Source organism: Mucilaginibacter gilvus, assembly GCF_004054195.1.
Classification (GTDB): Bacteria; Bacteroidota; Bacteroidia; order Sphingobacteriales; family Sphingobacteriaceae; genus Mucilaginibacter; species Mucilaginibacter gilvus.
On sequence record NZ_SBIW01000006.1, the window covers coordinates 305,546 to 332,010 of the forward strand.

The 26,465-nt window shown below is 45.6% G+C and carries 29 protein-coding genes; 15 read left to right on the forward strand and 14 right to left on the reverse strand.

What is annotated here, in order from left to right:
- Positions 1 to 21: 21 nt before the first annotated feature.
- Positions 22 to 669: an HAD family hydrolase gene (locus EPL05_RS13530; RefSeq protein WP_128534503.1), complete on the forward strand. Its 648-nt coding sequence runs from the start codon at positions 22 to 24 to the stop codon at positions 667 to 669.
- Positions 670 to 722: 53 nt separating this feature from the next.
- Positions 723 to 1,382 carry an MBL fold metallo-hydrolase gene (locus tag EPL05_RS13535; RefSeq protein ID WP_128534504.1) on the forward strand — a complete coding sequence of 220 codons (660 nt, stop codon included), beginning with the start codon at positions 723 to 725 and terminating at the stop codon, positions 1,380 to 1,382.
- A 28-nt stretch (positions 1,383 to 1,410) separates the two neighbouring features.
- Here the strand turns inward: EPL05_RS13535 and EPL05_RS13540 are convergent, their stop codons facing one another.
- Complete coding sequence (locus EPL05_RS13540; RefSeq protein WP_128534505.1) at positions 1,411 to 2,610, reverse strand: ROK family protein; 1,200 nt, start codon at positions 2,608 to 2,610, stop codon at positions 1,411 to 1,413.
- Positions 2,611 to 2,794: 184 nt separating this feature from the next.
- On the opposite strand from EPL05_RS13540, the gene EPL05_RS13545 reads away from it, so the two are divergent.
- Positions 2,795 to 3,256, forward strand: coding sequence for a hypothetical protein (locus EPL05_RS13545; RefSeq protein WP_128534506.1), 462 nt, complete (start codon positions 2,795 to 2,797; stop codon positions 3,254 to 3,256).
- 4 nt (positions 3,257 to 3,260) lie between these two features.
- On the opposite strand, the gene EPL05_RS13550 is transcribed toward EPL05_RS13545, so the two are convergent.
- The 6 genes from EPL05_RS13550 to EPL05_RS13575 form a co-directional block, all read right to left on the reverse strand.
- Positions 3,261 to 3,875, reverse strand: coding sequence for a pyridoxamine 5'-phosphate oxidase family protein (locus EPL05_RS13550; protein ID WP_128534507.1), 615 nt, complete (start codon positions 3,873 to 3,875; stop codon positions 3,261 to 3,263).
- Positions 3,876 to 3,963: 88 nt separating this feature from the next.
- A complete protein-coding gene (locus EPL05_RS13555; protein ID WP_128534508.1) occupies positions 3,964 to 4,425 on the reverse strand; it encodes a GNAT family N-acetyltransferase in 462 nt (153 codons plus the stop codon).
- A 142-nt stretch (positions 4,426 to 4,567) separates the two neighbouring features.
- Complete coding sequence (locus tag EPL05_RS13560; RefSeq protein ID WP_166727701.1) at positions 4,568 to 5,017, reverse strand: DUF695 domain-containing protein; 450 nt, start codon at positions 5,015 to 5,017, stop codon at positions 4,568 to 4,570.
- A 46-nt stretch (positions 5,018 to 5,063) separates the two neighbouring features.
- Entirely contained in the window at positions 5,064 to 5,444 is a 381-nt protein-coding gene (locus EPL05_RS13565) for a helix-turn-helix domain-containing protein (RefSeq protein WP_128534510.1), read from the reverse strand.
- A 52-nt stretch (positions 5,445 to 5,496) separates the two neighbouring features.
- A complete protein-coding gene (locus EPL05_RS13570) occupies positions 5,497 to 5,682 on the reverse strand; it encodes a type II toxin-antitoxin system HicA family toxin (protein WP_128534511.1) in 186 nt (61 codons plus the stop codon).
- A gap of 127 nt (positions 5,683 to 5,809) precedes the next feature.
- The gene (locus EPL05_RS13575; RefSeq protein ID WP_128534512.1) at positions 5,810 to 8,206 is read right to left on the reverse strand and encodes a glycoside hydrolase family 3 N-terminal domain-containing protein; all 2,397 of its coding nucleotides are present in this window, start codon (positions 8,204 to 8,206) and stop codon (positions 5,810 to 5,812) included.
- A gap of 324 nt (positions 8,207 to 8,530) precedes the next feature.
- Here EPL05_RS13575 and EPL05_RS13580 point away from each other — a divergent pair, with 324 nt between their 5' ends.
- Positions 8,531 to 8,992, forward strand: a complete 462-nt coding sequence (locus tag EPL05_RS13580) for a DUF2147 domain-containing protein (RefSeq protein WP_128534513.1) — start codon at positions 8,531 to 8,533, stop codon at positions 8,990 to 8,992.
- A gap of 83 nt (positions 8,993 to 9,075) precedes the next feature.
- Here the strand turns inward: EPL05_RS13580 and EPL05_RS13585 are convergent, their stop codons facing one another.
- The 5 genes from EPL05_RS13585 to EPL05_RS13605 all read right to left on the reverse strand — a co-directional run bounded on the left by EPL05_RS13585 (position 9,076) and on the right by EPL05_RS13605 (position 14,162).
- The gene (locus EPL05_RS13585; protein WP_128534514.1) at positions 9,076 to 9,654 is read right to left on the reverse strand and encodes a YceI family protein; all 579 of its coding nucleotides are present in this window, start codon (positions 9,652 to 9,654) and stop codon (positions 9,076 to 9,078) included.
- Positions 9,655 to 9,770: 116 nt separating this feature from the next.
- Entirely contained in the window at positions 9,771 to 10,592 is an 822-nt protein-coding gene (locus tag EPL05_RS13590; RefSeq protein ID WP_208394747.1) for an alpha/beta fold hydrolase, read from the reverse strand.
- Positions 10,593 to 10,633: 41 nt separating this feature from the next.
- On the reverse strand, positions 10,634 to 11,500 hold the full coding sequence (locus EPL05_RS13595) for an ankyrin repeat domain-containing protein (RefSeq protein WP_128534515.1): 867 nt from the start codon (positions 11,498 to 11,500) through the stop codon (positions 10,634 to 10,636).
- A gap of 316 nt (positions 11,501 to 11,816) precedes the next feature.
- Positions 11,817 to 12,911, reverse strand: a complete 1,095-nt coding sequence (locus EPL05_RS13600) for a Gfo/Idh/MocA family protein (protein WP_128534516.1) — start codon at positions 12,909 to 12,911, stop codon at positions 11,817 to 11,819.
- Between the two features lie 369 nt (positions 12,912 to 13,280).
- The gene (locus tag EPL05_RS13605) at positions 13,281 to 14,162 is read right to left on the reverse strand and encodes an N-acetylmuramoyl-L-alanine amidase family protein (protein ID WP_128534517.1); all 882 of its coding nucleotides are present in this window, start codon (positions 14,160 to 14,162) and stop codon (positions 13,281 to 13,283) included.
- Between the two features lie 351 nt (positions 14,163 to 14,513).
- Between EPL05_RS13605 and EPL05_RS13610 the strand changes: the two genes are divergently transcribed.
- The 7 genes from EPL05_RS13610 to EPL05_RS13640 all read left to right on the forward strand — a co-directional run bounded on the left by EPL05_RS13610 (position 14,514) and on the right by EPL05_RS13640 (position 19,968).
- Positions 14,514 to 14,840 carry a hypothetical protein gene (locus EPL05_RS13610; protein WP_128534518.1) on the forward strand — a complete coding sequence of 109 codons (327 nt, stop codon included), beginning with the start codon at positions 14,514 to 14,516 and terminating at the stop codon, positions 14,838 to 14,840.
- 117 nt (positions 14,841 to 14,957) lie between these two features.
- Positions 14,958 to 15,662: a tRNA (5-methylaminomethyl-2-thiouridine)(34)-methyltransferase MnmD gene (gene mnmD / locus EPL05_RS13615; RefSeq protein ID WP_128534519.1), complete on the forward strand. Its 705-nt coding sequence runs from the start codon at positions 14,958 to 14,960 to the stop codon at positions 15,660 to 15,662.
- A 127-nt stretch (positions 15,663 to 15,789) separates the two neighbouring features.
- The gene (mazG, locus tag EPL05_RS13620) at positions 15,790 to 16,593 is read left to right on the forward strand and encodes a nucleoside triphosphate pyrophosphohydrolase (RefSeq protein ID WP_128534520.1); all 804 of its coding nucleotides are present in this window, start codon (positions 15,790 to 15,792) and stop codon (positions 16,591 to 16,593) included.
- Positions 16,594 to 16,656: 63 nt separating this feature from the next.
- Entirely contained in the window at positions 16,657 to 17,097 is a 441-nt protein-coding gene (locus tag EPL05_RS13625; protein WP_128534521.1) for a hypothetical protein, read from the forward strand.
- A 141-nt stretch (positions 17,098 to 17,238) separates the two neighbouring features.
- Positions 17,239 to 17,793: an RNA polymerase sigma factor gene (locus tag EPL05_RS13630; RefSeq protein ID WP_128534522.1), complete on the forward strand. Its 555-nt coding sequence runs from the start codon at positions 17,239 to 17,241 to the stop codon at positions 17,791 to 17,793.
- Positions 17,786 to 19,234, forward strand: coding sequence for a hypothetical protein (locus EPL05_RS13635; protein WP_128534523.1), 1,449 nt, complete (start codon positions 17,786 to 17,788; stop codon positions 19,232 to 19,234). The genes EPL05_RS13630 and EPL05_RS13635 overlap by 8 nt, the downstream gene beginning before the upstream one ends.
- Complete coding sequence (locus EPL05_RS13640; RefSeq protein WP_128534524.1) at positions 19,231 to 19,968, forward strand: outer membrane beta-barrel protein; 738 nt, start codon at positions 19,231 to 19,233, stop codon at positions 19,966 to 19,968. Before EPL05_RS13635 ends, EPL05_RS13640 begins: the two co-directional genes overlap by 4 nt.
- A gap of 226 nt (positions 19,969 to 20,194) precedes the next feature.
- Here EPL05_RS13640 and EPL05_RS13645 read toward each other — a convergent pair whose 3' ends face one another.
- On the reverse strand, positions 20,195 to 21,415 hold the full coding sequence (locus EPL05_RS13645; RefSeq protein ID WP_128534525.1) for an ABC transporter permease: 1,221 nt from the start codon (positions 21,413 to 21,415) through the stop codon (positions 20,195 to 20,197).
- An 85-nt stretch (positions 21,416 to 21,500) separates the two neighbouring features.
- Here EPL05_RS13645 and EPL05_RS13650 point away from each other — a divergent pair, with 85 nt between their 5' ends.
- The 4 genes from EPL05_RS13650 (at position 21,501) to EPL05_RS13665 (ending at position 25,258) form a co-directional block, all read left to right on the forward strand.
- Entirely contained in the window at positions 21,501 to 22,730 is a 1,230-nt protein-coding gene (locus EPL05_RS13650) for an exo-beta-N-acetylmuramidase NamZ family protein (RefSeq protein ID WP_128534526.1), read from the forward strand.
- Between the two features lie 72 nt (positions 22,731 to 22,802).
- Complete coding sequence (gene fmt / locus EPL05_RS13655; RefSeq protein ID WP_208394748.1) at positions 22,803 to 23,720, forward strand: methionyl-tRNA formyltransferase; 918 nt, start codon at positions 22,803 to 22,805, stop codon at positions 23,718 to 23,720.
- 8 nt (positions 23,721 to 23,728) lie between these two features.
- On the forward strand, positions 23,729 to 24,310 hold the full coding sequence (locus tag EPL05_RS13660; RefSeq protein WP_128534527.1) for a hypothetical protein: 582 nt from the start codon (positions 23,729 to 23,731) through the stop codon (positions 24,308 to 24,310).
- 153 nt (positions 24,311 to 24,463) lie between these two features.
- Positions 24,464 to 25,258, forward strand: a complete 795-nt coding sequence (locus tag EPL05_RS13665; RefSeq protein ID WP_128534528.1) for a DUF3050 domain-containing protein — start codon at positions 24,464 to 24,466, stop codon at positions 25,256 to 25,258.
- A gap of 214 nt (positions 25,259 to 25,472) precedes the next feature.
- On the opposite strand, the gene EPL05_RS13670 is transcribed toward EPL05_RS13665, so the two are convergent.
- Positions 25,473 to 26,309, reverse strand: a complete 837-nt coding sequence (locus tag EPL05_RS13670) for an aminotransferase class IV (protein WP_128534529.1) — start codon at positions 26,307 to 26,309, stop codon at positions 25,473 to 25,475.
- Positions 26,310 to 26,465 lie beyond the last annotated feature (156 nt).

Below are 26,465 nucleotides of genomic sequence, written 5' to 3' on the forward strand. Positions count from 1 at the left end.
TTTGCCGAACAAACTGCAAAAATGGACAGCACACTAAAAGATAAATACGACAGCATCATCTTCGACCTCGACGGCACTCTCTGGGATAGTACCGATACCATCACTGGCGCCTGGCAAACCGCGCTGGACAAAGCGCCGTACATGAGCCATGAGGTGATGAGCCGCGAACGTGTACGCTCGATCACCGGTATGACCTACGATGCGATATTTGAAAAACTGTTCCCGTTTTTAAGTACAGACCAGCGTGCAGAAGTGCAAAGACTTTGCTCACTTAGCGAACTGGAAATACTGCACAAACAAGGTGGTACCCTATACCCTAAGCTTGAAGAAACGCTGATTGAGCTTGGGAAAAAATACAAACTGTACATTGTAAGCAACTGCCAAAACGGCTATATCGAACTGTTTTTAGATCTCAGTAACATGCACAGCCACTTTTTGGCGCACCAATGCTTTGGCACTAATGGCAATCCTAAGGCAGATAACATCCGCGATATTGTGAACGATAACGAACTGCAGGCACCAGTTTACGTAGGTGACACCATGGGCGATTACGATGCTGCAACTAAAGCCGGCGTGCCGTTCATCTTCGCGTCCTATGGGTTTGGTGTGGTAGAAAGCGGACAAGTTGCCACCATAAACAACTTTGAGGAATTAAAGGTGATACTTTAACTACAAACCTTTTTATGTAGACAGGTTTATTGGGTAAATTTACTAACGCTGCTATGAAAATATCAAAATACATCCACTCCTGCCTGTTATTTGAACTGGACGGGCACAAATTATTGTTCGACCCGGGGAACTTCACTTTTGCGGAGGGGATTGTAACGCCAGAAATGTTTGCGGATGTTAACAGCATCATTATCACGCACACTCACCCGGACCATTTAGATATTGAAAAACTAAAGAAAATAGTAGCGTTAAGCAATGCCCCGGTATACGCTAATATGGAGGTGGGTACCACTATCCAAAAATCGGGTTTAAATTATAACCTGATAGAAGAGGGCATTTACAAAATAGGTCCTTTTAAACTAAAGGCCATCCCCGTGGTACACGAGCCTTTATTGGACAGCCCGATACCGCAAATGACAGGCTTTATTATTAACGATAAGGTACTGCACCCGGTAGATTCGATGGAAAACAAACTTACCGAATACGAAGGCATAGAACTTTTACTACTGGTAACCATGGCCCCCTTTGCCAACGAACTGCGGATTGCCGGTTTTGGCGATAAAGTAAAACCAAAACGGATACTGCCCGTACACGATGGTTTCGCAAAGCCATTCTTCGTAAAGTCGCGCTTTCAGAATTACGCCAAACACTTCGCAAAATCGGGCATCGAATTTATAGAGATATACGAACCCGGAGATAGTGTAACGGTTTAATAAAGCAACTTTCACTACTCACTACTCACTATTTCCCCTTTACTTCCTTATCAAAATTCTCCATCACCAATACCGCAGCGCCAATCAGTTCAGCATCAAATCCTAAGGAAGATATGAGCAATTCGGTGCCGGATGCCAGGCGCGGAATGCAATATTTGTGCAGTGCCTGTTGAATAGGTGCCAGTAATATTTTACCAACCTTTGCTCCGCGGCCGCTCAACACGATGTTTGCCGGGTTCATGATATGGATAAGAATGGCCAGCGCTTTACCAATTTTGTAACCCGCGTCAGATAATAGTTCCAGCGCAAACTGGTCGCCCTGGTTAGCAGCATCCATCAGGGCATCGCCCATTAGTTTAAAGTTGCCCTGCGTGGTTTTCAGGCTGGTTACCCGGCCGTTTTTAATCCCCTCCTCGGCTTTTTCGGCTACTACCAGCATACTGGCTTCCGCCTCCAGGCAGCCGCGTTTACCGCAGGTGCAAAGTGCGCCATCGTCTGATAATGGGATATGACTCAACTCACCCGCGAAACCGTTATACCCACGGAAGATCTTACCATCAATGATCATCCCGAGGCCGATACCCCAGCCCAGGTTTATCACCATTACTTCCTGTTGCGTTTTGGCAATGCCAAATTTTTGCTCCGCAAGCGCAATTAAGCTGCTATCGTTATCTATGTAAGTGGCAACGCCGGTTTTTTGTGAAATATAATCGCTCAACGATTGCCCTCCGGCATCCAGGTAGGTGTAGTTGATCCCTTCTACCGCATTGATAAAACCAGGCATACCAATGCCGATACCCGCGATCTTATTTTTTGGGATGCCGCTCTCGGCTATATAATCGTTAAGGCTGTTGATGAGCGTTGGCAGCGCTTCTTCATTGTTAAGCAGTTTTATATCAACGGTAGCCATTTCGGCCACCGGGTTATTTTGCAGGTCTATCAGTTGCAGGCGTGCCGAAAGCTGATCCATCGCCACAGCTAAAATATACATGGCCTTCGCGTTGATGTTATACATCAGCGGGCGGCGGCCACCACTGGAGGGCGCATACCCTTCTTCCACCACAAAGCCTTCTTTTATCAGTTCGTTTATTGCCTTTGTTATAGAGGGGATGCTTTTATCAAAAAGCAGGCTTAACCCGGCGCACGACATTGCATTATCAAAATACAAGCGTTTAATGATCATATTTTTTAACCAGCCGCTTTTAACGCCATTACTTTTTATTTCCATTCAGTATAAATGTTCGGGTTTTATTTAATAGGGGTTTATAATTCGATAAAATTAAAAATAATGCGGCAAAGTACAACATCATCGTTGATAACATAGCCATTTAGCACGGCTATTTTTAATAAGTACAGCGCCTAATTAAATAATGGTATATTTACTTTACCAATTAAGGCCAAAACGCAGCCCGATGAAGAAGATCTTTCTTGTAATTATCCTATCGGGCATCCTGTTTTCCTGCAAAAAAGAAAACGCGGCGCCGAGCACCGATGCCAGCTTAAAAGGCTCCTGGAAATCTAACTTAACTACAGATGTGGTATTTGATAACGCCACAGATATTGAGCTTACCCGGGTAAGCTACCTCCACGGCTTAGAAACCGACCTTACTTTTGACGGCGCAGGCTCGGTAACTTCCTTTGACACCCAGTATAACACAACACTGGTGCATACCTACAGCCTGCACAGCGAGAACGGGCACAACTACATCAGCACCCAGATAGTTGGGATAAATCCTACGGATTACGAGATCCTGGCCCTGAGCGGCCCCGATCTGCAGCTGAAAGGAACTATTATTACTAATTCAGGTTACAGTATAAATGGTAAAAACTACCGGGTGCATTACATCCGTACGCAGTTTTTCGTTAAACAATAACCGCTTATTTGCCGGCCAGTTGTTTTTTTAGTTTCTCCAGTTCATACTCCAGTTTCAACACGTATTCGTTTTGCGGAGCAAAGGCGCGTTTTATTTCGTCTTCGGTATAACGGGGTGTAATGTGCTGGGGGCAATTCCAGTCGAAGGCCTTTACATCAAACAGTATCATGCGTTCGGGCGTGTGCTTATAATCGGCAGGATCTAATAATTTAAACAGCGCCGGCTCATCAGCTAACTCTACAATGTGGGCATCGGCGTATATTTTTAAACGGGTTTTATGCGGGTACTCCATCAGGAACAGGGAAACCTGGTGGTGACCAAGCACGTTCCCTATAAAAATGTATTGTTTATTACCCTTAAAATCAACTACACCAAGCGTATCAGCATTTATCACCTTGATAAAACCCGCCGGGCCGCCACGGTGCTGTATATAGGGGTAGCCGTTTTCGCCGATGCTGGCCATGTAAAAGCTGTCGCGGCCTTCAATAAAATCGGCCTCCGCTTCTGTTAGTCCGTCCGTATCGTCGCGGTTTTCCATGCGGGCGTAGGAGTCGCGGCTGCCATATTGTTGCTGCAGGGCTTTAATACCATCGGTAAAAGCAAATTTTGCGAAGTTCATGTGAGGTTCAAATTAGTGCTGTAGTGTAAAGATATTACATATCAGCCGGTTACTAAGTTGATGCGCGGTAAATTTACAATAGCAGTATTTAAAGCCCCATGCGCATCTGGATCATATTTTTACTGAAGCCGGTTTTTTCGTAAGCTTTTACAGCCGGGGCGTTATCGTAATAAACCTCCAGCTGCAATTCGGTTATGCCCTTGCCGATAGCCCACTCTTTTAATGCCTGCATTATTAAATTATTTACGCCTTTGCCCCTATGCTGCGGCAATACGTACATAAAGCCCAGGTAGCAGTGTTGCGGGTGATTTAAAAAAGGCTTGGAGGTTTGGATCCGGGCGTAGCCGCTGCCTATGAGCTGGCCATCCAGTTCGGCTACCACCAGGTAAATGTGTGGAGCGGTGACCATGAGGTCAATATCGTAATATTTAGTGGGATGAGGTTTGATGGTAGGGTCGAAAGGACGCTCGGCCTCTATAACACCCTGCTCAAACTGCAGCAACGCATCCATATCAGCCAAAGTGGCCTCGCGGGTAGTGATAGTTTCCATTATTTTTTGATTACATGGATTATTGGTTGATTACTCCGATTACGATATGATTTCACAGATTGTAACCGGTTCCGTCAAATATAATCACCCCACCGTAAACACCGTAGCCATTTTTACTTTTGACTTCTACCTTTTGACTTAACTACGCCGCGCCGCCGAAATCGGCAATAAAAGCAAAATAATCATCCCAGTTAGGGTCTTCTGTTTTGGTGATGGTGATGGGGAGCTGCTCAAAATCGAGCAGGACGGTATCAATGCGTTCCTGCGCACTGTCGGCATTGGAAGTGTACCAGGCCCAGCGTTTTTCGCCCTGGCCGGTTATTACGGATGTCAGGATGCTTTGCCTGTCGCCTTCGAGAGCGTAGATCAACGCTGTTTCAAAATTATCTATTATATCCGCTTCGCCGGACGCAGGCATTTCCGATGCTTCGTCGGTGTCATATTTCCAGTGGATCTCTATTTTTGTGGGGTAATAGCCGCTGTCGATAAAGCCGCGGAGGTTTTGGCGGTAACGCACCATTACGGGTATCCCCTCGGCGTTGGAACCTTCGGCACCCGTCCAGTTATCTTCCAGTATCAAGTGGTTATTCATGCTTGTATAAGGGAATTGGGGGCGAAATGTTTTTGTGGTGAATTGCCTATCCCAATTGAAGTTCAGAAAGTTCTTTGCCAAGCTCCCTGATCCCAAGTAGAATTTTCTCCACCTGTTTACTTGATGGCTTTTTTTGCCCGCCAACATATTGTGCCAGCAGACTTTGATTCATGCCAACCCGTTCAGACAATGCTTTGGCATTGATAACTTTAAAATATTCGAAGAATTGAGGGAGGTCAAGCGTGATATTAATATCGCTTTCTTTGACCGGCTCCCCCCCGGTTTCTTCCTGGTATAAATTCATCGCCTCCAGAATATTTGATTTCAATTCTGTCATTGAGGCACCAACAGTATAAACCGGATAGTTCTCTGCATAAGCAGAGAACCCGGTTGAAGTCTTTTCGACTATAAGATTAATTTTTTTCATCTTTTCAAACTTTTGTGATGATAAAAAATATAAGAATAAAGAAACAGTACATTTATTTCAACCCTGCCTGTTTTAAGATACTGTTCGCAAGACCTTTACCAACTTCTGCGCTTCCATGGTCAGTTACTACAATTACGCCTTGTTTAGTAGGGTGAGTCATAGTTATATGACTACCTTTTTGCCGCTTGTTTACCCATCCATCCCGATGGAGAATCCTTAAAAGCTCTGAGCTTTTCATTCGTTTCTTTGATTTTTGTTTTCATTATTATAAAGATGCTATATAATTAGGGTTAATAATCAAAGGTAATATATTTATTACTTAAAACAAATAAAAGTAATAAATATATTACCTCAACATCTTCCCCTTACTCCACCACAAATTCCTTCTTCAACTTAATATCTTCCGATGATGCGCCTATCATTACCGTGAACGTTCCCGGCTCTACGGTCCAGTTCATGTTTTTGTCCAGCAGGGCGAGGTCATCCGGGTGGAGGGTGAATTGTACGGTTTTCTTTTCCCTTGGTGCCAGGGCAATGCGCTCAAAGCCACGCAGATCAAACTCGTAAGTGGTTACGCTGCTGATGTTATCCTTCAGGTATAGCTGCACCACATCATCACCTTTACGGGCACCGGTGTTGGTTACGTCTACCGTTACGGTAACATCGCCCTGTGAGTTACCTTTCTCAGGCGATACCGTTAGGTTGCTGTACTCGAATTTGGTATAGCTTAAGCCATAACCGAAAGGATAAAGCGCGCCGTTAACACTGGTTTTGCCCCAGCTGTTTTGCCCGCCCTGCCCGGCCTGCGAGTTGGGTTTAAAAGGGAAGTTAAACTCTATCTGTCCCGTTGTTTTTGGAAAGGTTATGGCCAGTTTACCGCCGGGGTTGTTATCGCCAAAAAGCGTTTCTGCAATTACCTGCCCGCTTTGCACGCTGGGGAACCAGGCCTCTAAAATGGCAGGCACATACTTATTTTCCCAGTTAATGGTAAGCGGCTGCCCGTTTATCATCACCATAACTACCGGCTTGCCTGTTGCCTGCAATGCCTGGATTAGTTTTAACTGACGGCCGGGCAGGTTCAACCCGGTGCGGGAGAGGCTCTCGCCCACCCTGCGCACATCTTCGCCAACTACGGCAATTACAACGTCAGACAAACGAGCCTGTGCAACTGCCGAATCGATACCGGCCTGTTCGGCGCCGGTCAATGGCGTTTCTATGATCTCGCTCTCCGGCCAGGTAGCATCAATAATATTGCAGCCTTTTACATAAGTTACATTGGCGCTGCTGCCCACATATTTCTTTATGCCATCATAAACATTGATGATAGGGTTATGCGATGGACCGTAACGGCTAATGGTGTAATTAGATTCCACCGCCAGCGGGCCGGTAACCAAAATATTCTTCAGCTTGCTTTTATCCAGCGGCAGCAGGTTGCCTTCATTTTTCAGCAGCACCATGCTCTCGCGGTTCATTTGCAGGCTCATTTGCGCGTCGGCCTCGGTATGCACCAATTTATCGGCAGCTTTAGGGTCTTTTACGTAAGGATCATTAAACAGCCCAAGGCGAAATTTCACCCGCAACACATCTGCCACACGGCTATCTATCACCTTCATCGAGATCTTGTTCTCTTTGATCAGTTCGCGCAGGGGCAATATAAAAGTTTGCGGCATGGTAAAGTTGGTGCGCACGTTCAGCCCCGCTTCTACCGCCTGCCTTACGGCTTCTTTGTAATCTGCCGCTACTTTATGCTTTGAGTACAAAAACTCCACCGCTTCGCTATCAGATACCACGTAGCCATCAAAACCAAATTGCTGGCGCAGCAGCTGGGTTAAAAAGTAATAACTGCCGGTGATGGGTACGCCATCATAATCGTTATAGCTGCTCATCACACCCATGGGGTGCGCTTCCTGTATCACCCGGCGAAACGGATACAGGTATACCTGGTGCATTTCGCGCGGTGCCACATGCGGATCGGTACGGGCGCTGCCATCGCGGCCGCCTTTGGGGATGCTGTATACGGCATAGTGTTTCAGGGTAGATGCCACCCCTTCTTCCTGGATCCCTAATACCATTTGCTTGCCCATCTCGGCTATATGGAAAGGACTTTCGCCGTAACATTCCACAACACGGCCCCAGCGCTGATCGCGCGCGGGATCTAATATCGGTGCGTATACGTTGGTGTAGCCCAAAGCTTTTGCTTCGCGGCCAACGGTTTGACCCGCGCGGCGGACCAATTGTTTGTTCCAGGTGGCGCCGATAGATATGGGCGCAGGCAACGGTGTAGCACGATCATGGTTTAAACCATGGATACCTTCGTTAGTAAAATCGACAGGGATGCCCATACGGGTTTCTTCTACAAACCATTTTTGAACGGTATTAATAGCCGACGCGTGTTTGCTAAAAGGGAACGAATATTGGGTAGGCGCGTCGTCTGTAGTGGAAGTGAGGTTATTAAGCTCTTCATCTATATTGGCAATACCGTCTTTCCAGATCTCTGTTTTCCATCGGGGCACGGGCATTTCATCCTTCAATACGCGTTTATAGCCGTAAAGGGTAGCCATCTGGCAGGTTTTTTCATCAATGTTCATCTGGCTCAGCAGATCGTTCACCCTTTTTTCGATGGTTTGCGAGGGATCTTCAAAAACGTCCATTTTGCCGTTCTTGTTAAAATCTACCCAGCCTTTATGGTATATGTTTTTTTGTTGGGCCGACGCGGATAATGACAACAATGGCAGCAGTAGCAGCAGCAGTGGTTTTTTCATTAAAAGGAGATGTATTGGTTTACATCTCAAATATAAAAGAAAGTTGGGTAGGCGGTTTGAATTGGGTTGGTTTTTATACTACAACGTTTGCGATGGCACATTAAGGTCGCGAAATAACCCAGCAAAATATACCGACCGAAATTTTTCAGGTGTGTACAATTAACGGCACTATTGTTCAACAAACAGTATCACCCGGCAGCGTTTCTACGGATAACTTATTAAAACAACGCTGTAAAATGCTTAATTTCGAACCGCATCCGCCGCACCTTTCTTTGGCATTTTTTTTGCACCGGCAACAGCATATATCTTGGCCAACTATTTTTTATGAGTAATTCGTTTTTACTAAGCTTTTTTAGCCTGCTGCTAATCACCGCTAACAGCGGCAAAGCACCGGTTGCTACACTTGCTGCCGACGAGCAGATCTGCGGCAAATGGCGAAACCAGGAAAAAAATTTAGTGGTGCAGGTGTATAAGGAAAACCGCGAGTTTAAAGCTAAAATCATTTGGTTTAATAATGGCGAAGGCAATAAGGCAATGGAAAGCTGGACAGATAAGCACAACCCCGACCCTACTTTGCGCAGCCGCAAATTATTAGGCATGAATGTTTTGGAAAAACTGGTTTACGACCGTGACAGCAACTCCTGGGAGGATGGTATGATTTACGACGCCCAAAACGGCAAACACTGGAATTCTTCAGCCTATATAAATAAGGATGGCGCACTAAAGGTAAAAGGCTATTGGCACTTTAAATTCATTGGTAAAACCATGACCTTTAACCGTATTTAACATAGAGAAATCTAAAAGTTATAAACTAATAAAGCGCCCCTGGTTTATTCCAGGGGCGCTTTATATATATAAATTTAAGTCTATTACTTAGCCTGGCCAAATTCGCCGCTTGCGCTTAGTTCAACTTCGTCGCTCAGCATTGGCGAACCATATTTGCTGCCGAAACCGAAATCAGAACGTTTGATAGTACCGGTAACTTTGAAACCTGCTGCTGGCGCTTTGCTCATTGGGTTGGTGATAGTACCGCGGTGTACCATATCAAAAACAACCGGTTTAGTAACACCATGCAGTGTTAAGTTACCAGTTAATTTGTATTTGCCTGTACCTGCAGGAGCAATACTTGTGCTTACAAAGCTAAGGGTTGGGTATTTAGCAACGTCGAAAAAATCTTCGCTTTTCAGGTGACCGTCGCGGCGATCGTTCTCTGTGTTTACAGATGCGGTTTGTGCTACGAAAGAAACTTTAGCATCGCTAAAATCGGGCTTTGCAGCCACGATTGTTGCATCAAAATCTTTAAAAGTACCGTCAACATCAGATACCGCTAAGTGGGTGATGGTGAAAGTTACGTGCGAATGTGCTTTATCATTCTTCCAGGTGGTTTGCGCAAAAACAGCTGTTTGCATTAATAATGCGGCAGCGGCTAATAATAAGGTTTTTTTCATTTTGTTTTAATTTGTATTTTAATACTTTTTCCGAATCAAAGATATATAAAGGATTGAGAATAGATCAAATTAAATGTTTAAACATTTAATTTGTGAAACAAGGGTGACAAAGCCCCCTATTTTTCGAAAAATTCGTCTACCTTTTTGTTGAATTTCCTGGCATGCTCTATCAAAGTACCATGCCCCGAGTTGTGCACTATCCACAATTGCGACCCTGGTATGTTACTTTGAATGAGGCGGGTGTGCTTATCAACTATCACATCGTGATCGCCTGCGATGATGAGTGCCGGACATTTTATTTGCTGTAGTTGGGATAACTTAATATTCGGTTGGGTCCAATCGAGCATAAATATCTTCCAGTCGTTTTTAGCCTTGGGAGTTTTCCATGCCCGGTTTTTATTCTGGTTGTAATACTTTTCGCTTTGTTTCCATCCCTGCGGGTCAAGCGCGGTACTGTCGGGCCATATATTAGCACCGGTTGACGCCAGTTTAATCACCTTATCCGGGTGGCGCATGGCCATCAGCAGGGCGTTTATACCGCCGTCGCTCCAGCCAATTACGTATGCCTTGGGCACTTTAAGCGTATCCAGCAGTACAGCAAAGTCATCGGCCATTTGCTCAAAGCTCAGCGAATCGCTGGCATCAACAGTTTTGCCCTGCGCACGGCTATCAGCCAGTATTACACGGTATTTTTTGGCAAAGTAAGGCACGTTCTCGGCAAACGCACTCATATCGCCCCCATTGCCGTGGATCATCAGCAGGGGCTTGCCGCTGCCGTATTCTTCCACATACATTTTTATGCCGTTTATTTGGTAATAGCGGCCAGCTTCGGGGTTATTGCCATACATGGTTTTGGGTTTACAACCCAACAGGGTTAAAAGCTGCGGCAATACCATCAGCATAATGAGTTTTTTTACACGCATATAAAGTTTACGCATTAGATGCCTAAATATAGGGATTAGGGGTTAGAGATTGACGATTAGTTATTGCTACTTGCTTTCAGATAAGCAGCTATCTCGGTAAAGCTCTGTAAAGCATCCTCGCTCCCAACCTCTGATGGCGCATACTCAGCCCAGCCGAGCGGGGTACCGCCGTAAATTTTGTCGGCAACATCCAGCCGGGCACCGGCCTTTACCAGCAGTTTTACGGTTTCCATCGAGCCGGACCATACCGCCTGGTGCAATGGCATAGCGTGCGAATGGAAGCCGCTGTTAGGGCTGGGATAGCCGTTAGGGCCAACGCCTTGCTCCAATAAAAATTTCACCATATCTGCCATGCCATAAAAAGCCGCGGCGGTTAGCGCTGCCAGTTTTTCGTCGGCTGTGGCGGTTTGCAAAAGGCGGTCAACATCATCCATCCGGTGCAGACCAATGGCAACGCCCAATGTTAATTTGCCGCCCCGCTCTATCAAATAATTGGCCGCTTCGGTATTACCATGAGCCAGGGCACCAATGCCGCCGCCCGGTTGTGCGCCGGCGTTTATCAGGGCGTCCATCATAGCTATCTGCATGTCGCTTTCGCGCGGGATGCGCCCTGTAGCTACCAGCCCGAGAGTATAATCCAGCTGTTGCTGCGCGATACCCGGCGCTTTGGCCTTTATTTCGGTTACCAGTAAATTTATGATGGCTACAATATTGGCAGGCAGCTTTTCATGCCTGATGGGGTTATCGGCAACAAACCAAAGCAGATACGGGTCTTTAAAATAACCCTCTTCGGTGGTTGAAAGTTTGTCTGTAATTAAGCGCGGGTTATCAGTAATTAGTTTTTGGAGCAAAACCGTGTCGCCGCCGTCTATAGCTTCAACAGCCTGGAGGAAGATCGGATCGGTGATATCTGAGGTTTGCATGATGTATTTTACTTAATGATATAGGTTAACACACCCATCCTCCCTTTCAAGAGCAATAGCCCATCAGAACGCAGTATTTATTTAATTTCTATACGGGTTTATAATAAAAGTTTTAAGATTTATGGTGACAATATTATAATGAAAAATATGTTAACCCTGATTATTTTTAAGTTATTGAATATCATATATTTAGATATAAATTATTGAAATTGTGTTAAGTTATGTTAACCGTACTTAAATCCGTCCAAAGGAGTGGAATAGTACAAGGCCACTGCCTTGGCAGGTGAAATCCCATCTAAATTCGGCGTAGCTCCGGTTATATATTCTCCCATTTCCCGCTATCCAAACTTCGGTAAATGGCATCTACTACTCTCATATCTTTCAGCCCCTCTTCGCCGGGTACGCGGCTTTGCTTGTTGAGGGCAACGCAGGTAGCAAAATCGTCCATTTGGGCGGCTTGCTGAATAATGTTAGGGATCTTCATGGGGTTGCCATTTATTTTGCCGTCGAGGCCGCCGTAGCCAAATGCCGGATCCAGTTCAAAGTTGCCATTTTCGGTAGTTACGTGCAGGTAGCCCCAATTGTTGTTGTAGCTGCTTTTGCCCGTCACCTTAGCCCCGCCGGGGAACTTCAGTTCCCAAAAAACGGTTTCATCTACTTCTTTAAAAAAATCGGGGCGGGTTTTCTCTTGTGTAGCTTTCACGGCTACAGGCTCCTCGCCCAGCGTATAGCGTGAGCCTTGTATGGCGTAAATGCCCATATCCATTAATCCGCCACCGCCGGCCATCGCTTTTTTCAATCGCCATGCGTTAGGGTCACCTCCGTAAGTGAAGCCGTTGCCGGTTTCAATAGTGGTGACTTTCCCCATAACCTTTTTTTGCCCAAGGCGCATTACTTCCTGCGTATGCGGTTCAAAGTGCAGGCGGTAGCCTATAGATAACAAACGATTTGCCTTTCTGCAGGCGGCTATCATATCGCGGCATTCGGCAGCGTTGAGCGCCATCGGTTTTTCGCACAGTACATGCTTGCCCGCCTTTGCCGCGCGGATGGTAAATTCCTTGTGCATACTTACCGGCAGCACAATGTACACAATGTCGATATCCGGGTTGTTGGCTATCTCATCAAAATTTTGGTAGTTATATATGTTCTTTTGAGGAATGTTGTACTTTTTGGCCCAGTCTACCGCCTTTTGCGGCGTACCGGTTACTAAACCGGCCAGGTAACAGTTATTGGTATGCAGCAGCGCCGGGGCAAGCTGTCCGCTGCTGTAATAACCGAGGCCAACGAGCGCAACGCCCATCTTTTTCCCTTTGGCCAGGGCGGATATAGCGTTGCCGAGCAATAAAGCGCCGGTGGCTATAGATCCTTTTTGAATAAAACTACGACGTGAAATTTGGGTACTTGTTTTCATAACTATAAATGGTTTGATGTTTGGCATTTAAAGTTAGCGGAAAATATTGAAAGTTTGCTCTTTAGTGCTAGTTAGGTGGGTGTATGTTATTTAGTGCTGTGAAAGGTGAGGCAGTGATTAACGTTAAGCTTGTGGATGTTCATTTTTTCGCGGGCATTTGTTTTAAGGCGCTCAAGAGGGCTTCGCCGTTCTTTCGAAACCAAAAGAAACGAACCAAAGAAAAGTGCCGGCCACGTTACGTTCTTTGAAAGTTCGTGATTGTTCAGAGTTTGTGCCACCCGAACGTTCCTGATGCCGGTTTTATGGGGTCTCGTTCTGTTCTTCGGGCTCCAATTACTTGCCTTTTAAGTCATTCGGTAAAATCTTCGATTAGCTGCCAATACCCGCTTTATACTTTTTAATAGCGCGAATAACGGATTGCACTATTTCGTTCTGGCCTTCGTCGGAGTTGAGGTAGCGTTCGTCGTCGGGGTTATTGATGAAACCGGTTTCTATCAGCAGTCCGGGCATTCCACTTTGCTGTAATACCAGTACGCCCTGTTCTTTTACCCCTACGCTGGCCCTGCCGTCGGTTTCGGTGAACTCGGTATTCAGTAACTCGCCAAACTGCACGCTTTGTTTGCGGTAGCGTTGTTGAAACGCGGCCAGCACAATGGCGTTCATCGCCGCATCCTCACCGTAACCGTTATATCTTTTCTGGTAATCTTTCTCCTGGTAAATAGACGCGTTCTCGCGCAGAGCCTCTAACTGCTCCTGCTTGCGGTGGAAACCATATAACAACAGCATGGCGCCACGGCGGGTACCCACACGCTGCGGCGTGGAGTTGCAATGAATAGATATAAACAAGTTGGCTTTACTATCGTTGGCAATTTCGGCGCGGTTGTGCAACTCAATGAATTTATCGGTGCTGCGCGTCATGATCACATTGATATTCGGGAGCTGATCGTTAAGGGCGTCGCGCAGTTTTTTGCCGATGCTTAGCGCTACCGTCTTTTCGTTGGAATAGGCACCATGGGCTCCTGGATCTTTACCGCCGTGCCCCGGATCGATAACGATTGTTCTGAAACGGAACGCTCCCGTAGAATCTCCGGTTTTAACTGGCGACTGGGCAAACGCCAGGCAAGCCCCGGCCAAAAAAAATATAGTACAAGAAAGCAACGCGGCCCTTGTAAGCGGCTTAAAAAACATGGCGCAAAGATATACGATTGTTTTTGGGTATAATCCCTGCGTTTTTGAATTATTTGTAGACATTATTTGGTTATAAACTGGCTACCTCCTAATAAAGACAAAAGGCGCAGTATTGTTTTTGGGTATGACTGCAAACCTGCACCCGGGTTTAACTTCAATAACTGTTAAACAAAACCGCAGGCGTGAAAAGAAGTAAAAAAGACGCGAAGTATCGCGTTTATATGGTATTTAACTAAGCAAATTATGTTTTTCTACAAAGGCGTTTACCCGGGCAATTAGCACTTGCTTTAGCTTGAAGGAGACCGAGCTGTTTTTTAAGTGATTCGCTGTCCCCAAAAAACTTCCCCGAAATTAATTTCTTTCGTAACCTATTGTATACTAAATCCGTAATAATGCACATAAGAAAGCTACACCATGAACGCCATATTTACTAACTCATTTACAACGTTTTCCTTCTTTTTGGTATTGGGGACACTGATAGTTTATCTTATCTTAAAATTCGATAAACTGCAGCGCAATAAAATGAGCGGTATTTTGGCACAAACGCGAGATGTACAGCCACTATTTGTAGCGAAAGCTATTAACCATAAACTAAAAGCCATTAAACCCGAACTGAATGCCGATAGCCGCCGCGATATAGCCAAGCAACTGGATGAATTAGTTGCCGCTTACGACAGAGGGCAGGTATCTTTACCGGAGTATTGCCACAAGCTGAACCGCCTGTTGGCTATGGTAGCTTAGTGTTAAAACAGGGGGTAAAAAAGTGGCGGGCGCTACTTGCTTGCACGCAATTCTTTTACCCGGGCTGCTTGGCTCAACAAGTCATTATTACCGATATTTGTTAAATTTGGCGCTATCATGAGCGCTACCCAATCCACTAATAATTTACAAATAGTTGCCACTGCCGATGGGTCAAACACCATTTACAACGCGCAGGTTGGCGAAAACTATCACTCCCGCAACGGGGCCGTGCAAGAGAGCCGGCACGTGTTCCTTCAATCGGGCTTAGCTTATTTTTTAAACCTTACCCCCGCCACGCCTATTGCTGTGAGCATCCTCGAAGTAGGCTTTGGTACCGGGCTTAATTTTTTACTAACTGCCGATCTCTGTTTCGCCGAACAACTCAAATTAGATTATACCGGTATAGAGGCTTACCCGCTAAGCCCTGAAATAATTAGCCAAACCGGCTATGAAAAGTATGTTACCAGTGCCACCTGGCAGAGTTTTTTAGATAGCTACCCAGAATCGCTTACGGGGGCAACATCCCTAAACGATTTTGTTCAGCTACGTACGGCGCATTGCCCGCTGCAAGCTTTTAATTCCGCCCAAAAATTCGACCTGATTTATTTTGATGCCTTTGCCGCCGCCAACCAACCCGAAATGTGGAGCGAGGTCGCTATTAACCATACGCTCAGTTTTTTAAAACCCGGCGGCGTATTTGTTACCTACGCCATAACCGGCAACCTAAAACGCACCATCAAAGCATTAGGCTTAAAAGTGGAGAAAGCCCCCGGAGCACCAGGCAAACGGGAAATGCTGAGGGCGGTAAGCAGTTTGCAGTAAGCGGTGGCAGTTGCAGTTGGCAAACCTGCAACAAACAAAATATCAACCGCAAACTAAGCACCGTTAACCGGTGAAGATAAGCAAATTGCCCACTGCTAACTCACAACTGTTAACTATCTTTGCCCACATGCCACTAACGCCGCCTATTACTTCTGCAACGCCTTCAGGCGCTTTTGACCGCCTGCTTACTATCATGAACGATTTGCGCACTAACTGCCCCTGGGATAAAAAACAAACCATGGAAAGCCTGCGCCATCTCACCATTGAAGAAACCTACGAACTATCTGACGCCATACTGGGCGGGGATATGCAGGAGGTCAAGAAAGAGCTGGGCGATATTATGCTGCACCTGGTGTTTTACTCGCGCATCGCATCAGAAACAGATGATTTTAATATTATCGGCGTACTCAACAGTATTTGCGATAAGCTTATTAACCGCCATCCCCATATTTACAGTGACACCCAAGTAAGCAGCGAGGAAGACGTGAAGCGCAACTGGGAACAGATCAAACTAAAAGAGGGGAATAAATCGGTACTTGCAGGGGTGCCTGCATCGTTACCTGCCCTGGTAAAAGCATCACGCATACAGGAGAAAGCCCGTGGCGTTGGGTTTGACTGGGATAACAAAGGCCAGGTTTGGGCCAAGGTAGAAGAAGAGCTACAGGAGTTTAAGGACGAATTTAACGTGGCCGATGATACCGCTATAGACCGGGAAAAAGCGGAAGCGGAGTTTGGCGACCTGTTATTCTCGCTCATCAACTACGCGCGGTTCATCAACATCAACCCCGAAGATGCGCTGGAGAAAACCAACCGCAAATTCATCAAACGTTTTCAGTACCTGGAAAGTAAGGCAAAAGAACATGGCAAACAGTTGCAGGATATGAATTTGGCTGAGATGGATGTATTTTGGAATGAAGCGAAAAAATCGTGAAAATATAACACGACTTGTAGCGTTTTAAGTATCAACCCCGTAACCCTTATAACTTAACATAATATGGAAAAAAGATCTACTTATTTATTGCCAGCAGTGGCAATAGCTATATTAATGGCAATTGGTTGTGCGCCCAATAAAAAAAGCGAGCCGGTACCCACACCCGTTGGTACTTTCGCCGGTCAGTTCCGTAAGTTACACCGCGCCAGCGGTGCAACAAAAATTGACACAACTAAAGCTACTATACAGTTAGTGCTGGACGCGGGCGGTGCCTATAAAGTATTGGGCGATACCGCAACCCTACATGCCGGCAGTAAGGGCACTTATAGTATAGGCGGGAGTGTGATTGCATTTCAGGATGCAACCTTCAAAACTGTCCCCGATCCTAAAATACATTTATACGGGTACTACGCCTTTTATTACGATGGCAGCAGTATGTTTCAAATGGTTCTTAACAGTTCCGATACGCTTAGCTTGCAGTACGACCTTAAAAAGGTAAACTAAGCCGCAGGGTTTCTTATTTTTGTTCCCGTGGAATTGTAATACACTCCACGGGATTTTTTTTGTAAAATACTTGTATACCCATGTAGCGTTTTACCAAAAACGCGCGTAATTAATTACACTTAGCAGAACTAACAGTATTTAATGCATCTAACCCACCGCATTACTGAGGACGAAATAGTAAGTAAATGCAAAACAGGCAGCCTGAAATACCAGGAATTGCTGTATAAGCAGTTTTATGGCTACGCTATGGGTATAAGCGTGCGCTATAGCCTTAACCAGGATGATGCCTTAGAAGTTGTAAATGATGCTTTTATAAAAGTGTTTAATAATATAGATACATATAACACCGATAAACCTTTTAGGGCCTGGCTGCGTACCATAGTGGTTAATACAGCTATAGACAGGCGCCGTAAAGAATTAAAACACCAGGCCACCACCGATTTGGATAGCGCGGTTGGTGTTGGCAGCAGCGCCAGCGCTATTGAGAATTTAAACGCACAGGATATTTTAAAGTTGATGAAGCGTTTGCCGCAGCTGCAGCTTACCATTTTTAACATGTATGAGATAGATGGCTACAACCACGATGAGATAGGCAAAATTTTGAACCTGCCGGCCAGTTCGTCACGGGTTTATTTAAGCAGGGCCAAAGATAAGTTAAGGCAGCTATTAACAACAGAAACACAGAGCCATGGATGAGCAGTTTGATGAAAAACTAAAGAGCCGCATCACGGAGGTGTTTGATAATTACGAATTCCCTCCGGCTGATGAAGCGTGGCTGGAACTCCGCAAAAAGTTACTGGTGAAAGAGGAACGCAAAGTTGCCTGGCTTTGGTGGAGCAGCGCCGCGGCTATTTTATTGTTATTTTTAGGTGTAGGCTTATGGCTTAATTATAAGCCGGATGCCGTTACCAATGTGGCCGCAAACCACAGCAAACCGCTAAGCCACGTTGCCGAAGAAGTTGATAGTGTAAAACAAACTGAAGCTGCACCAAACAACATCGCTTCGGCACAACCGCAGCCGGTTAACAGCGATAGCAGGTCTATAGCACCTGCCGCATCCAATAAGTACACCGCCGGGAATAACAAACCTTTAAGGGAGCAACACGCACCATTGGGCAATGCCGGCACCCTGCCTGTTGCTATGGATGGCACCCAAAAAGCCGGCATCGCTAAGCAAGATCAAAGCGTTACAGCCATTGCGGGTAACCTGCCGGTAAGCAAACAAGCGCCGGTAAATGCAACCACCCTGCCTGATGTGAAAAAACCGGTAACTGCTAAAACCGACCAGCAGCAGGTGGCCAAAATTGATGCCCCCGTTAACGTTGCAGATAACAGCCAAACCAATGCCGTTGCAAGCACCAAAACCAATAGCGTAATTGCGCAGCAACCCGCTAAAACCATTGATGATCTTTTTAAAGAAACCCAACCCAGCGTGGTGGCCCGGCAAAAGGCGGGTAATAAGGAATTGAAGAAAGTTAATTTTAGCGTGTACGCGGCAACTTACGTTAACTACGCCGAAGGCAGCGCTAACCAGGTAAATGCCGGCGCGGGCTTTACTTCCGATATTCGCCTGGGCAAAAAAATTAAGCTTTCTACAGGGGTCTCGCTGGCGCAAAACACTTTTAGCTATGCCGGCCTGCCACCGGTAAGCGTTACAAACCGGGCATTGGCGGCGGATGCACTTCCGGCGGCTACAAAGTCCGATGGCTTCTTTAGCACGGTATCGTCGGTTGCCGAATTAAAGGGCTCCAACGCGAGCCTGGTTGGGCTGGATATACCCATCAATATTAAATACGAGTTTAATCCCGATAAAACCGATACCTATATATCGGCAGGCCTAAGTTCGGGTACGTTTATAGATGAGCGATACACTTACCGTTATGCTTACCACAATAACAGTTTGGGTAACTCAACGGTAACCACGCAAGATCAAACCTCAACGCAAAGCTTTAACAGCTTTTATTTCGGTAAAACGCTGAATGTTTCTTTTGGTACCGGCTTTCCTATTGGTAAGACAAACAGACTGGTTATAGAGCCTTTTTTAAAATACCCGCTTGGCGGTTTGGGTACCCAGTCAATTCATTTTGGCTCGGGTGGTGTTAACCTTAAGTTCAATTTTAAAACAACCAAAAAATGAGGAAACTTCTACTAAGCCTTATCTGCATGTTCGCCTGCACTGCGTTATTTGCCCAAAAGCTGGAAGTTACAGCCGGTGCCTATTCGGGTTTGTTTAAATACAGCGGCAAATCAACAGCCTCCTTTTCATTTATGAATTCGACTGTATCTCCTACCATGGGTACCTCATCATACACCAATAATCCTTATGGCAATAAAATCGGTTTCGGTTACGGTGTAAACGGCCAGGCCCAACTCGTTGGCAAGAGCGGTTTTATTGTAGGGATGCAGACCGCATATGAACAATTGAAAAGCAAAATCCATATCAACCAGGCATTCGCAAGTTTTAGCAACCCAGTCGGCGTCCAATATGTAATGACGTTGGACGCTAACGGTAGCACCGCTTTAAAAAACAACATCATCAACCTTAACCCATACTTTGGCCATCGCATACAATTCACCAAAGTTAAACTGGATGTTTTAGCAGGGGCCGATATTGGCTTTATTAGCAGCACGCACGAAAAAGGTGTGGCCCACGCAAACGACGACAGAACTTACGCCACCGACCTTGACCGCACAACCATTAAAAAAGACATAAGGATACGGTTTGGCCTTGCCGCAAGCTTAAACAAGCTTAACCTGAATGCCAGTTACGCCTACGGATTATCCAATTACATGGGCGGCTACATTGGCGGCAGCGCGAACGACGCGCATAGCCAGGTGATAAGAATAGGGCTGGGGTACCAGATTTTTTGATTTTTCGCGTTATTTATTTTATGGTGCTCAAGATGGCTCGGCTTCCTGTTGCAAGAAACAAGATCGCCTGTTAAAAATTGCGTTAAGGATAGCAACGTAAACGCCGGAATGGAGGGCCGCTTCTATCAGCGGCGCGGAATGAGGAGTTGCAGTGTATAGCCTGGCCTACAGGGAACGCCCGTAGAAGAAACAAGAAGTAAGAGGCAAGAAAAAAGAAAACCCTCCCCTATTTAAACCTTATGGCCTTCACCGGCGAGATGCGGCTAACCAGCATACTCGGCACAATTAATACCAGCAGGCATACCACAAGCGTACCTATATTTAACAGTATCACATCGCTCAGCTCGAATTGAATAGGTACGAACGTCATGTAATAACTCGCCTGGTCGAGTTTAAAAAAGTGGGTAGTTTGCTGAAAGTAGCCTACCCCCAGGCCAAGTAAATTGCCCAGCAGCAACCCTATCCCTATCAGGTACGCTGCGTTATAAAGAAAAACCTTTTGTATAACCCAATTGCGTGCCCCTATGGCTTTAAACAAACCTATCATGGCCGTCCGTTCCAGTATCATGATCAGCAGGGCCGATATCATATTAATAACCGCCACTATGGTCATCAAAACCAGCATTACTACAATATTTACATCCAGCAGGCCCATCCATTCAAATATGGCTGGGTAATTCTCAAATACCGTGTACGATTTTAGCAGGATAGGTAATTTGTTATCGATCCAGTTGGCGGTTGAGGTTATCCCGTCAAAATCGGCCACCCGCACTTCATAGCCGCCAATTTCACCTTTGTTCCAATCGTTAAGGCGCTTTATCAGGTTAATATCACCTATGATAAAGGTTTTATCCACCTCATCCACACCGATGCTAAAAATGCCTTTTATGGTTAGTTTTCGCCTGCGCGGGGTCTCTTGTATAAAGTAGATGATGAGGTCGTCCCCTACCTTTAATTTGAGGCGGTTGGCAGTTACCTGCGATATCATCACCTGTTTCATGGCTTCGGCGCTGTCCCTGAAATCCATCACGCTGCCGGCTACCAGTGCCTCTTTAATATATTTCCAGTCGTAACTTTTATCAACGCCCTTCATCACCACTCCTTCTATTTCGCTGTTGGCCTTAATAATTCCCGGCTTGGTAGCATAGGGGTTTATGGCTGTTACGTGTTTATTGGCTTTTAGCTTTGGGATGAGACCGGCATTTGGGATAAAGGAGGAATTTTCGTAAGAATTGTTAAGGTCGGATTTTACGATCTGCACATCACCCGCAAAGCCGCGAACTTTTTCGCGGATCTCCTGTTTAAATCCTTCAATAACGGCTACCGAAAGTATCATCACCCCAAGCCCCAGCATAATGCCAATAATAGCTATGCGTACAATTAATTTTGAAAATGTACGCTTACTCTTTAATGTAATGCGGCTTGATATAAAACGGGCGAAACTCAATGCTGAATGATTTTTGTACCTTCGCAAATATGCGTTTTTAAGGTTAAACAAGCCGCTTTTAAATTTGCTTTAAGTTGATAAATTTATGATGAGGATAAAAATACTGCTACCCGCCGCCCTTATTTGCTGCCTGTTTTTCACCTGCGACAACCTAGCGCAAACGCCCAAAAGGCAGCATAAACTGGCCATTAAAAAAATGGTGCCACCGATTACCCCCGCCGCCGACCAGGTACCCGTTTACCTCGATTATTTAAAAGGCAAAAATATTGGGATGCTGGTAAACCAAACATCAGTTATCGGCCCAAAAAAAATACCTGTTGTTGATAGTCTGCTGAAACTGGGCGTCGCGGTGAAAAAGATCTTCGGGCCCGAGCACGGCTTTAGAGGTAATGCCAGCGATGGCGCTACCATTAACGACAGCAAAGACCCTGTAACAGGCTTGCCCGCCATTTCGCTATACGGCAAACACTACAAACCAACACCCGGTGATCTGAAAGGCATCAACCTGATGATATTTGACGTACAGGATGTTGGTACGCGTTTTTACACCTATATATCTACCCTGCATTACGTAATGGAGGCCTGCGCCGAAAACAACATCGAACTAATGATACTGGACAGGCCAAACCCCAACGGCTATTTTGTGGACGGACCAACGCTGGATACCGCCTTCCGCTCCTTTGTTGGAATGCACCCCATCCCGGTAGTACACGGCATGACGATTGCCGAATACGCCCAGATGATAAACGGTGAGGGCTGGTTGAAGAACAAAGTACAATGCAAGCTCAAAATAGTTAAGGTGGCTTATTACACACACGATAAACCATACAAGTTACCGGTTAGTCCATCGCCAAACTTAAATTCTGATCAGTCTGTTTTGCTTTACCCGCACATCTGTTTTTTTGAGGGTACCAATATTAGTTTGGGCCGGGGGACTATGGATCCTTTCCAGGTGCTGGGCAGTCCGCTGCTAAAGGGGAAATACAGTTTTTCGTTTAAACCGGTGAGTATCCCGGGAATGAGCGATAATCCACCCTTAAAAGACCAACTTTGTTATGGAATTAGCTTAAAAGATTACAATACCGACACCCTAAGGCAACAGAAAAAGCTTAACTTAGCGTGGCTGATCAATTTTTATAAAGCGTACCCTGATAAGGAACACTTTTTTATAGCATACTTCAACAAACTTGCCGGCAGCGAAACGCTTAAAAAGCAAATTATTGCCGGTAAAACGGAGGCTGAAATAAGAGAAAGCTGGGAGCCTGCCCTATCAAATTTCAAGGCAACACGCAGCAAATACCTGCTGTACAAATAGCAGCCGCGGTTGAACACCGTAACGCTATTAGGCTCTTTTTTATTTTTACGCTAAATCTTAATCTACAAGCAGATGAGAATAATTTTTATGGGTACCCCCCAGTTTGCCGTTGCGTCGCTCGATGCCTTAATAACCGCCGGTTGCGATGTTGTTGCCGTTATTACCGCCCCCGATAAACCCGCTGGCCGTGGCCAAAAAGTAAACGAATCTGCCGTTAAACAATATGCTGTAGCAAATCATTTAAAAGTGCTTCAGCCCGAGAAATTAAAGAACCCCGATTTTTTAAAAGAACTGGAAGCCCTGAAAGCCGATCTGCAGGTAGTGGTTGCCTTCCGGATGCTGCCCGAAGTGGTTTGGAATATGCCCTCAAAAGGCACCATTAACCTGCACGCCTCCTTACTGCCGCAGTACCGGGGTGCCGCGCCTATTAACTGGGCTATCATCAATGGCGAAAAAGAAAGCGGCGTAACCACGTTTTTTCTTACGCATGATATTGATACCGGGCATATCCTATTCACCGAAAAAGTAACCCTTAAAGGCACCGAAACCGCCGGAGACCTGCACGACTGGCTGATGAACAAGGGCGCAGGCCTACTGGTAAAAACCGTAAAAGGTATAGAAAGCGGCCGTTACAGCCAGCACCCGCAGGACCATTTTACAGAAGGCGTTACCCTGAAACACGCACCAAAATTATTTAAAGAAGATTGCCTGGTAGATTTTAACCAGCCCGCCGAAAAGGTATATAATCTTATCCGTGGTTTAAGTCCCTCGCCTACCGCCTACACTACCATCAACGATAAAGTGCTGAAAATTTATAACGCTACCTTTGAGGTAACCGAACCTGGCGTATCTGCCGGGGCCTTTGTTACCGATAACAAAACCCGTTTAAGGTTTGCCACCAAAAACGGCTACGTAAGTGTTACCGATGTGCAGTTGGAAGGTAAAAAACGCATGGGTATTGAGGAGTTTTTGCGGGGGAATAAGTTTTAACTTTTGTTATGAGACAATGGATAGCTGTCATTCTATTTATTGCGCTGTCTGTGAAAGGCTATTCTCAGACCAATACCGACTCATTAATTAAAACACTGGTTAGTGCGGCTTACAAAGAAATTGTGAACCCGAAAGCTAAATTCTACTACCTATATGAAAAAGGTGAAAGTTTAAATTCTGATGATTGGGATATCTACGAATTTAAAAACGAAAAAGAGCGGCTGGCAGACGTTCCGTTGGACGAATTAATTGCATTAATAAAAACAGATACAACATCCATCGATTGGAAGAATTATAATTTGGCAAATGCCAGATGCCTGAAAAAGCCACTATATAAATATAGCTACAGCTACAAAATAAGTAACATTGTAAGTTATACTACACCCGATTCTGTTATTAATAAATTAATGGATAATGGCATTATACCTGTTATTCCTACAAAAAAAACATGTCGGAAAAACAGATGGCTATCGCGCAAAAAAAAGGCGAGGAACGATATGAAAATTATATACCGCTTGAAGGAAAACAGTTCTACAACTTTAGCAAACCGGTTTTTTCTAAAAAACTTGATTATGCCATTATCGGCTTAAATAGAAGCGACCAAGGCTTTGTTTGTATTTTCAAGTTAGTTGATGGAAAATGGGTAAGGAGATTCAGTTTCTCGCGCTGGGCTGTGTAATTTAACACGCTCTTCAGCTTCCATTTGCATCCAAAACCTTACTTTTGCCGTTTATTTTTCTACCATGACCGAACTGGACGCAAGAATTACACAGCTAAAACACGAAATCGAACCGCTCCGCGGGCAACTCATTGCACACGAGCTTTACCATAACATTAATACCGTTGAGGATCTGCACATCTTTATGCAGCACCACATATTTGCCGTATGGGATTTTATGTCGCTACTGAAAGCCCTTCAGCAAAATTTAACCTGCACTACTCTGCCCTGGATGCCCGTTGGCAATGCCAATACCCGCTATCTTATCAACGAGATAGTTACCGGCGAAGAAAGCGATGTGGACCATACCGGCGAACGTATCAGCCATTTCGAATTATATTTAAAAGCGATGGAACAGGCGGGATGTGATGCCTCGGCTATACTTTCTTTATTTGAGCAATTAAGCATCTATCCAAATGTAATTGACGCTTTAGCGAATGCCGAGATGCCTGTCGCCGCCCGCGAATTTGTAAGTCACACCTTTGATGTGATAGGTGCCGGTAAAAGCCATCTTACAGCCGCTGTGTTCACATTCGGTCGCGAAGACCTGATCCCGGGCATGTTTATAGAGATGGTTAAGAAACTTAACGGCCAGCTACCCGGCAAAGTAGATATTCTGCTTTACTACCTGGAGCGCCATATTGAAGTAGATGGTGACCACCACTCCCAGCTCGCCTACCAAATGACAGCCGAACTTTGCGGCAACGATGATAGCAAATGGGCAGAAGCAACGCAGGCTGTTAAAGCTGCATTGCAGGCAAGGTTAGCTTTATGGGATCGGATATTGGCAGGAATAAAAGAAGAGGTTGTGGAAGGGTAAATTTCCTGCACCATTTCATTTCGAACGAAGCGCAGCGATGAGAACTATCTCTTGACCGAAGGGAAAAAATCTTGTACGCTGTGCCTGTTGACGCCCTGCCTGTATCCTACCTGCATAGTTTGGATGCATGGCCTCTAAGATTTCTCCTCGCCCGCCTGCTCCTACCCAGCCCGCTCATCGAAATGACATAAAGGGCGGTAAGGACTGGTAATATCTACAACTTATTCAACTCATCCATCAAGCCTTTACTTACCCGGTTAAAATAGCGCTTTACGCCGTAACCCATTACCCATTGGATGCCGCTGGTGGCGTTGGTTAAAAATACCTCGTCGGCTTCGTTTAATATTTCAGGATTTATTTGGGCCTCGGTGACGGGGATATCGTTATCCTGGGCAAGTTTTATCACCACCTGCCGCATTACACCTTCTACGCAGCCCTCGCTAAGCGCCGGGGTGTACAGGTGGTTTTGGTACCACACAAAAATATTGGCGGCACCTGCTTCGCATAAAAAGCCGTTCGCATTCAGTAAAAAAACTTCATCCAGCTTGTTTTGCTGTTTAAAAAGTCCCGCCATTACATACAGCAACGAATTACAGGTTTTTATGGTGGATAGGTAATTCAGTGGTTTCGGCAATTCGCTATAGATATCCATGATCAGCCCGCGCTCGTTCAAAAAATAGCGGGGCTCATCCAGCGGGCTTATTTCCAGGCAAAAGCCCATTTTATTTTGAGTAGGTGTATATAAGCCTTCCGCCTCGCGGTAAACGGTGAGGCGGACCCGGCCATGGCGAATTTTATTGCGGCGACCAAGCTGCTCCACCTGTTCGCGCAGAAACCAGGTGTCAGCTTGCGAATAGCCATCTATTTTTAGCGCCTTCATTCCGCGCTGCAGGCGCTCGGCGTGCAGTTCGGCAAATTGCAGTTTGCCCTTCATCAGGCGCATGCTCTCAAACAGGCCGTCGCCATACTTAAAACCACGGTTGGCAATGGTAAGTAATATGCTATCCTCAGGGAGTATTTCGCCGTTAAAATTGATGTACCTGGCAGACATGGGCAGATTTGAGATATTAGATGTGAGATGTGAGATTAGCTCCCGTGACATGTATAGGTCTTGCGATATTAGTTTCAAGACAAGCTTCCTTTATTAACATTCGCAAACTTAAAAAATTATCAAATTATTACCTTTTATTTTGGCATCAACCGATAA

Bases quoted from the DNA above. Each gene is read 5' to 3' on its own strand.
- EPL05_RS13530 (WP_128534503.1), top strand. From the start codon at position 22: ATGGACAGCACACTAAAAGATAAATACGACAGCATCATCTTCGACCTC.
- EPL05_RS13535 (WP_128534504.1), top strand. From the start codon at position 723: ATGAAAATATCAAAATACATCCACTCCTGCCTGTTATTTGAACTGGAC.
- EPL05_RS13540 (WP_128534505.1), bottom strand. From the start codon at position 2,610: ATGGAAATAAAAAGTAATGGCGTTAAAAGCGGCTGGTTAAAAAATATG.
- EPL05_RS13545 (WP_128534506.1), top strand. From the start codon at position 2,795: ATGAAGAAGATCTTTCTTGTAATTATCCTATCGGGCATCCTGTTTTCC.
- EPL05_RS13550 (WP_128534507.1), bottom strand. From the start codon at position 3,875: ATGAACTTCGCAAAATTTGCTTTTACCGATGGTATTAAAGCCCTGCAG.
- EPL05_RS13555 (WP_128534508.1), bottom strand. From the start codon at position 4,425: ATGGAAACTATCACTACCCGCGAGGCCACTTTGGCTGATATGGATGCG.
- EPL05_RS13560 (WP_166727701.1), bottom strand. From the start codon at position 5,017: ATGAATAACCACTTGATACTGGAAGATAACTGGACGGGTGCCGAAGGT.
- EPL05_RS13565 (WP_128534510.1), bottom strand. From the start codon at position 5,444: ATGAAAAAAATTAATCTTATAGTCGAAAAGACTTCAACCGGGTTCTCT.
- EPL05_RS13570 (WP_128534511.1), bottom strand. From the start codon at position 5,682: ATGAAAAGCTCAGAGCTTTTAAGGATTCTCCATCGGGATGGATGGGTA.
- EPL05_RS13575 (WP_128534512.1), bottom strand. From the start codon at position 8,206: ATGAAAAAACCACTGCTGCTGCTACTGCTGCCATTGTTGTCATTATCC.
- EPL05_RS13580 (WP_128534513.1), top strand. From the start codon at position 8,531: ATGAGTAATTCGTTTTTACTAAGCTTTTTTAGCCTGCTGCTAATCACC.
- EPL05_RS13585 (WP_128534514.1), bottom strand. From the start codon at position 9,654: ATGAAAAAAACCTTATTATTAGCCGCTGCCGCATTATTAATGCAAACA.
- EPL05_RS13590 (WP_208394747.1), bottom strand. From the start codon at position 10,592: ATGCGTAAACTTTATATGCGTGTAAAAAAACTCATTATGCTGATGGTA.
- EPL05_RS13595 (WP_128534515.1), bottom strand. From the start codon at position 11,500: ATGCAAACCTCAGATATCACCGATCCGATCTTCCTCCAGGCTGTTGAA.
- EPL05_RS13600 (WP_128534516.1), bottom strand. From the start codon at position 12,911: ATGAAAACAAGTACCCAAATTTCACGTCGTAGTTTTATTCAAAAAGGA.
- EPL05_RS13605 (WP_128534517.1), bottom strand. From the start codon at position 14,162: ATGTCTACAAATAATTCAAAAACGCAGGGATTATACCCAAAAACAATC.
- EPL05_RS13610 (WP_128534518.1), top strand. From the start codon at position 14,514: ATGAACGCCATATTTACTAACTCATTTACAACGTTTTCCTTCTTTTTG.
- mnmD (WP_128534519.1), top strand. From the start codon at position 14,958: ATGAGCGCTACCCAATCCACTAATAATTTACAAATAGTTGCCACTGCC.
- mazG (WP_128534520.1), top strand. From the start codon at position 15,790: ATGCCACTAACGCCGCCTATTACTTCTGCAACGCCTTCAGGCGCTTTT.
- EPL05_RS13625 (WP_128534521.1), top strand. From the start codon at position 16,657: ATGGAAAAAAGATCTACTTATTTATTGCCAGCAGTGGCAATAGCTATA.
- EPL05_RS13630 (WP_128534522.1), top strand. From the start codon at position 17,239: ATGCATCTAACCCACCGCATTACTGAGGACGAAATAGTAAGTAAATGC.
- EPL05_RS13635 (WP_128534523.1), top strand. From the start codon at position 17,786: ATGGATGAGCAGTTTGATGAAAAACTAAAGAGCCGCATCACGGAGGTG.
- EPL05_RS13640 (WP_128534524.1), top strand. From the start codon at position 19,231: ATGAGGAAACTTCTACTAAGCCTTATCTGCATGTTCGCCTGCACTGCG.
- EPL05_RS13650 (WP_128534526.1), top strand. From the start codon at position 21,501: ATGATGAGGATAAAAATACTGCTACCCGCCGCCCTTATTTGCTGCCTG.
- fmt (WP_208394748.1), top strand. From the start codon at position 22,803: ATGAGAATAATTTTTATGGGTACCCCCCAGTTTGCCGTTGCGTCGCTC.
- EPL05_RS13660 (WP_128534527.1), top strand. From the start codon at position 23,729: ATGAGACAATGGATAGCTGTCATTCTATTTATTGCGCTGTCTGTGAAA.
- EPL05_RS13665 (WP_128534528.1), top strand. From the start codon at position 24,464: ATGACCGAACTGGACGCAAGAATTACACAGCTAAAACACGAAATCGAA.
- EPL05_RS13670 (WP_128534529.1), bottom strand. From the start codon at position 26,309: ATGTCTGCCAGGTACATCAATTTTAACGGCGAAATACTCCCTGAGGAT.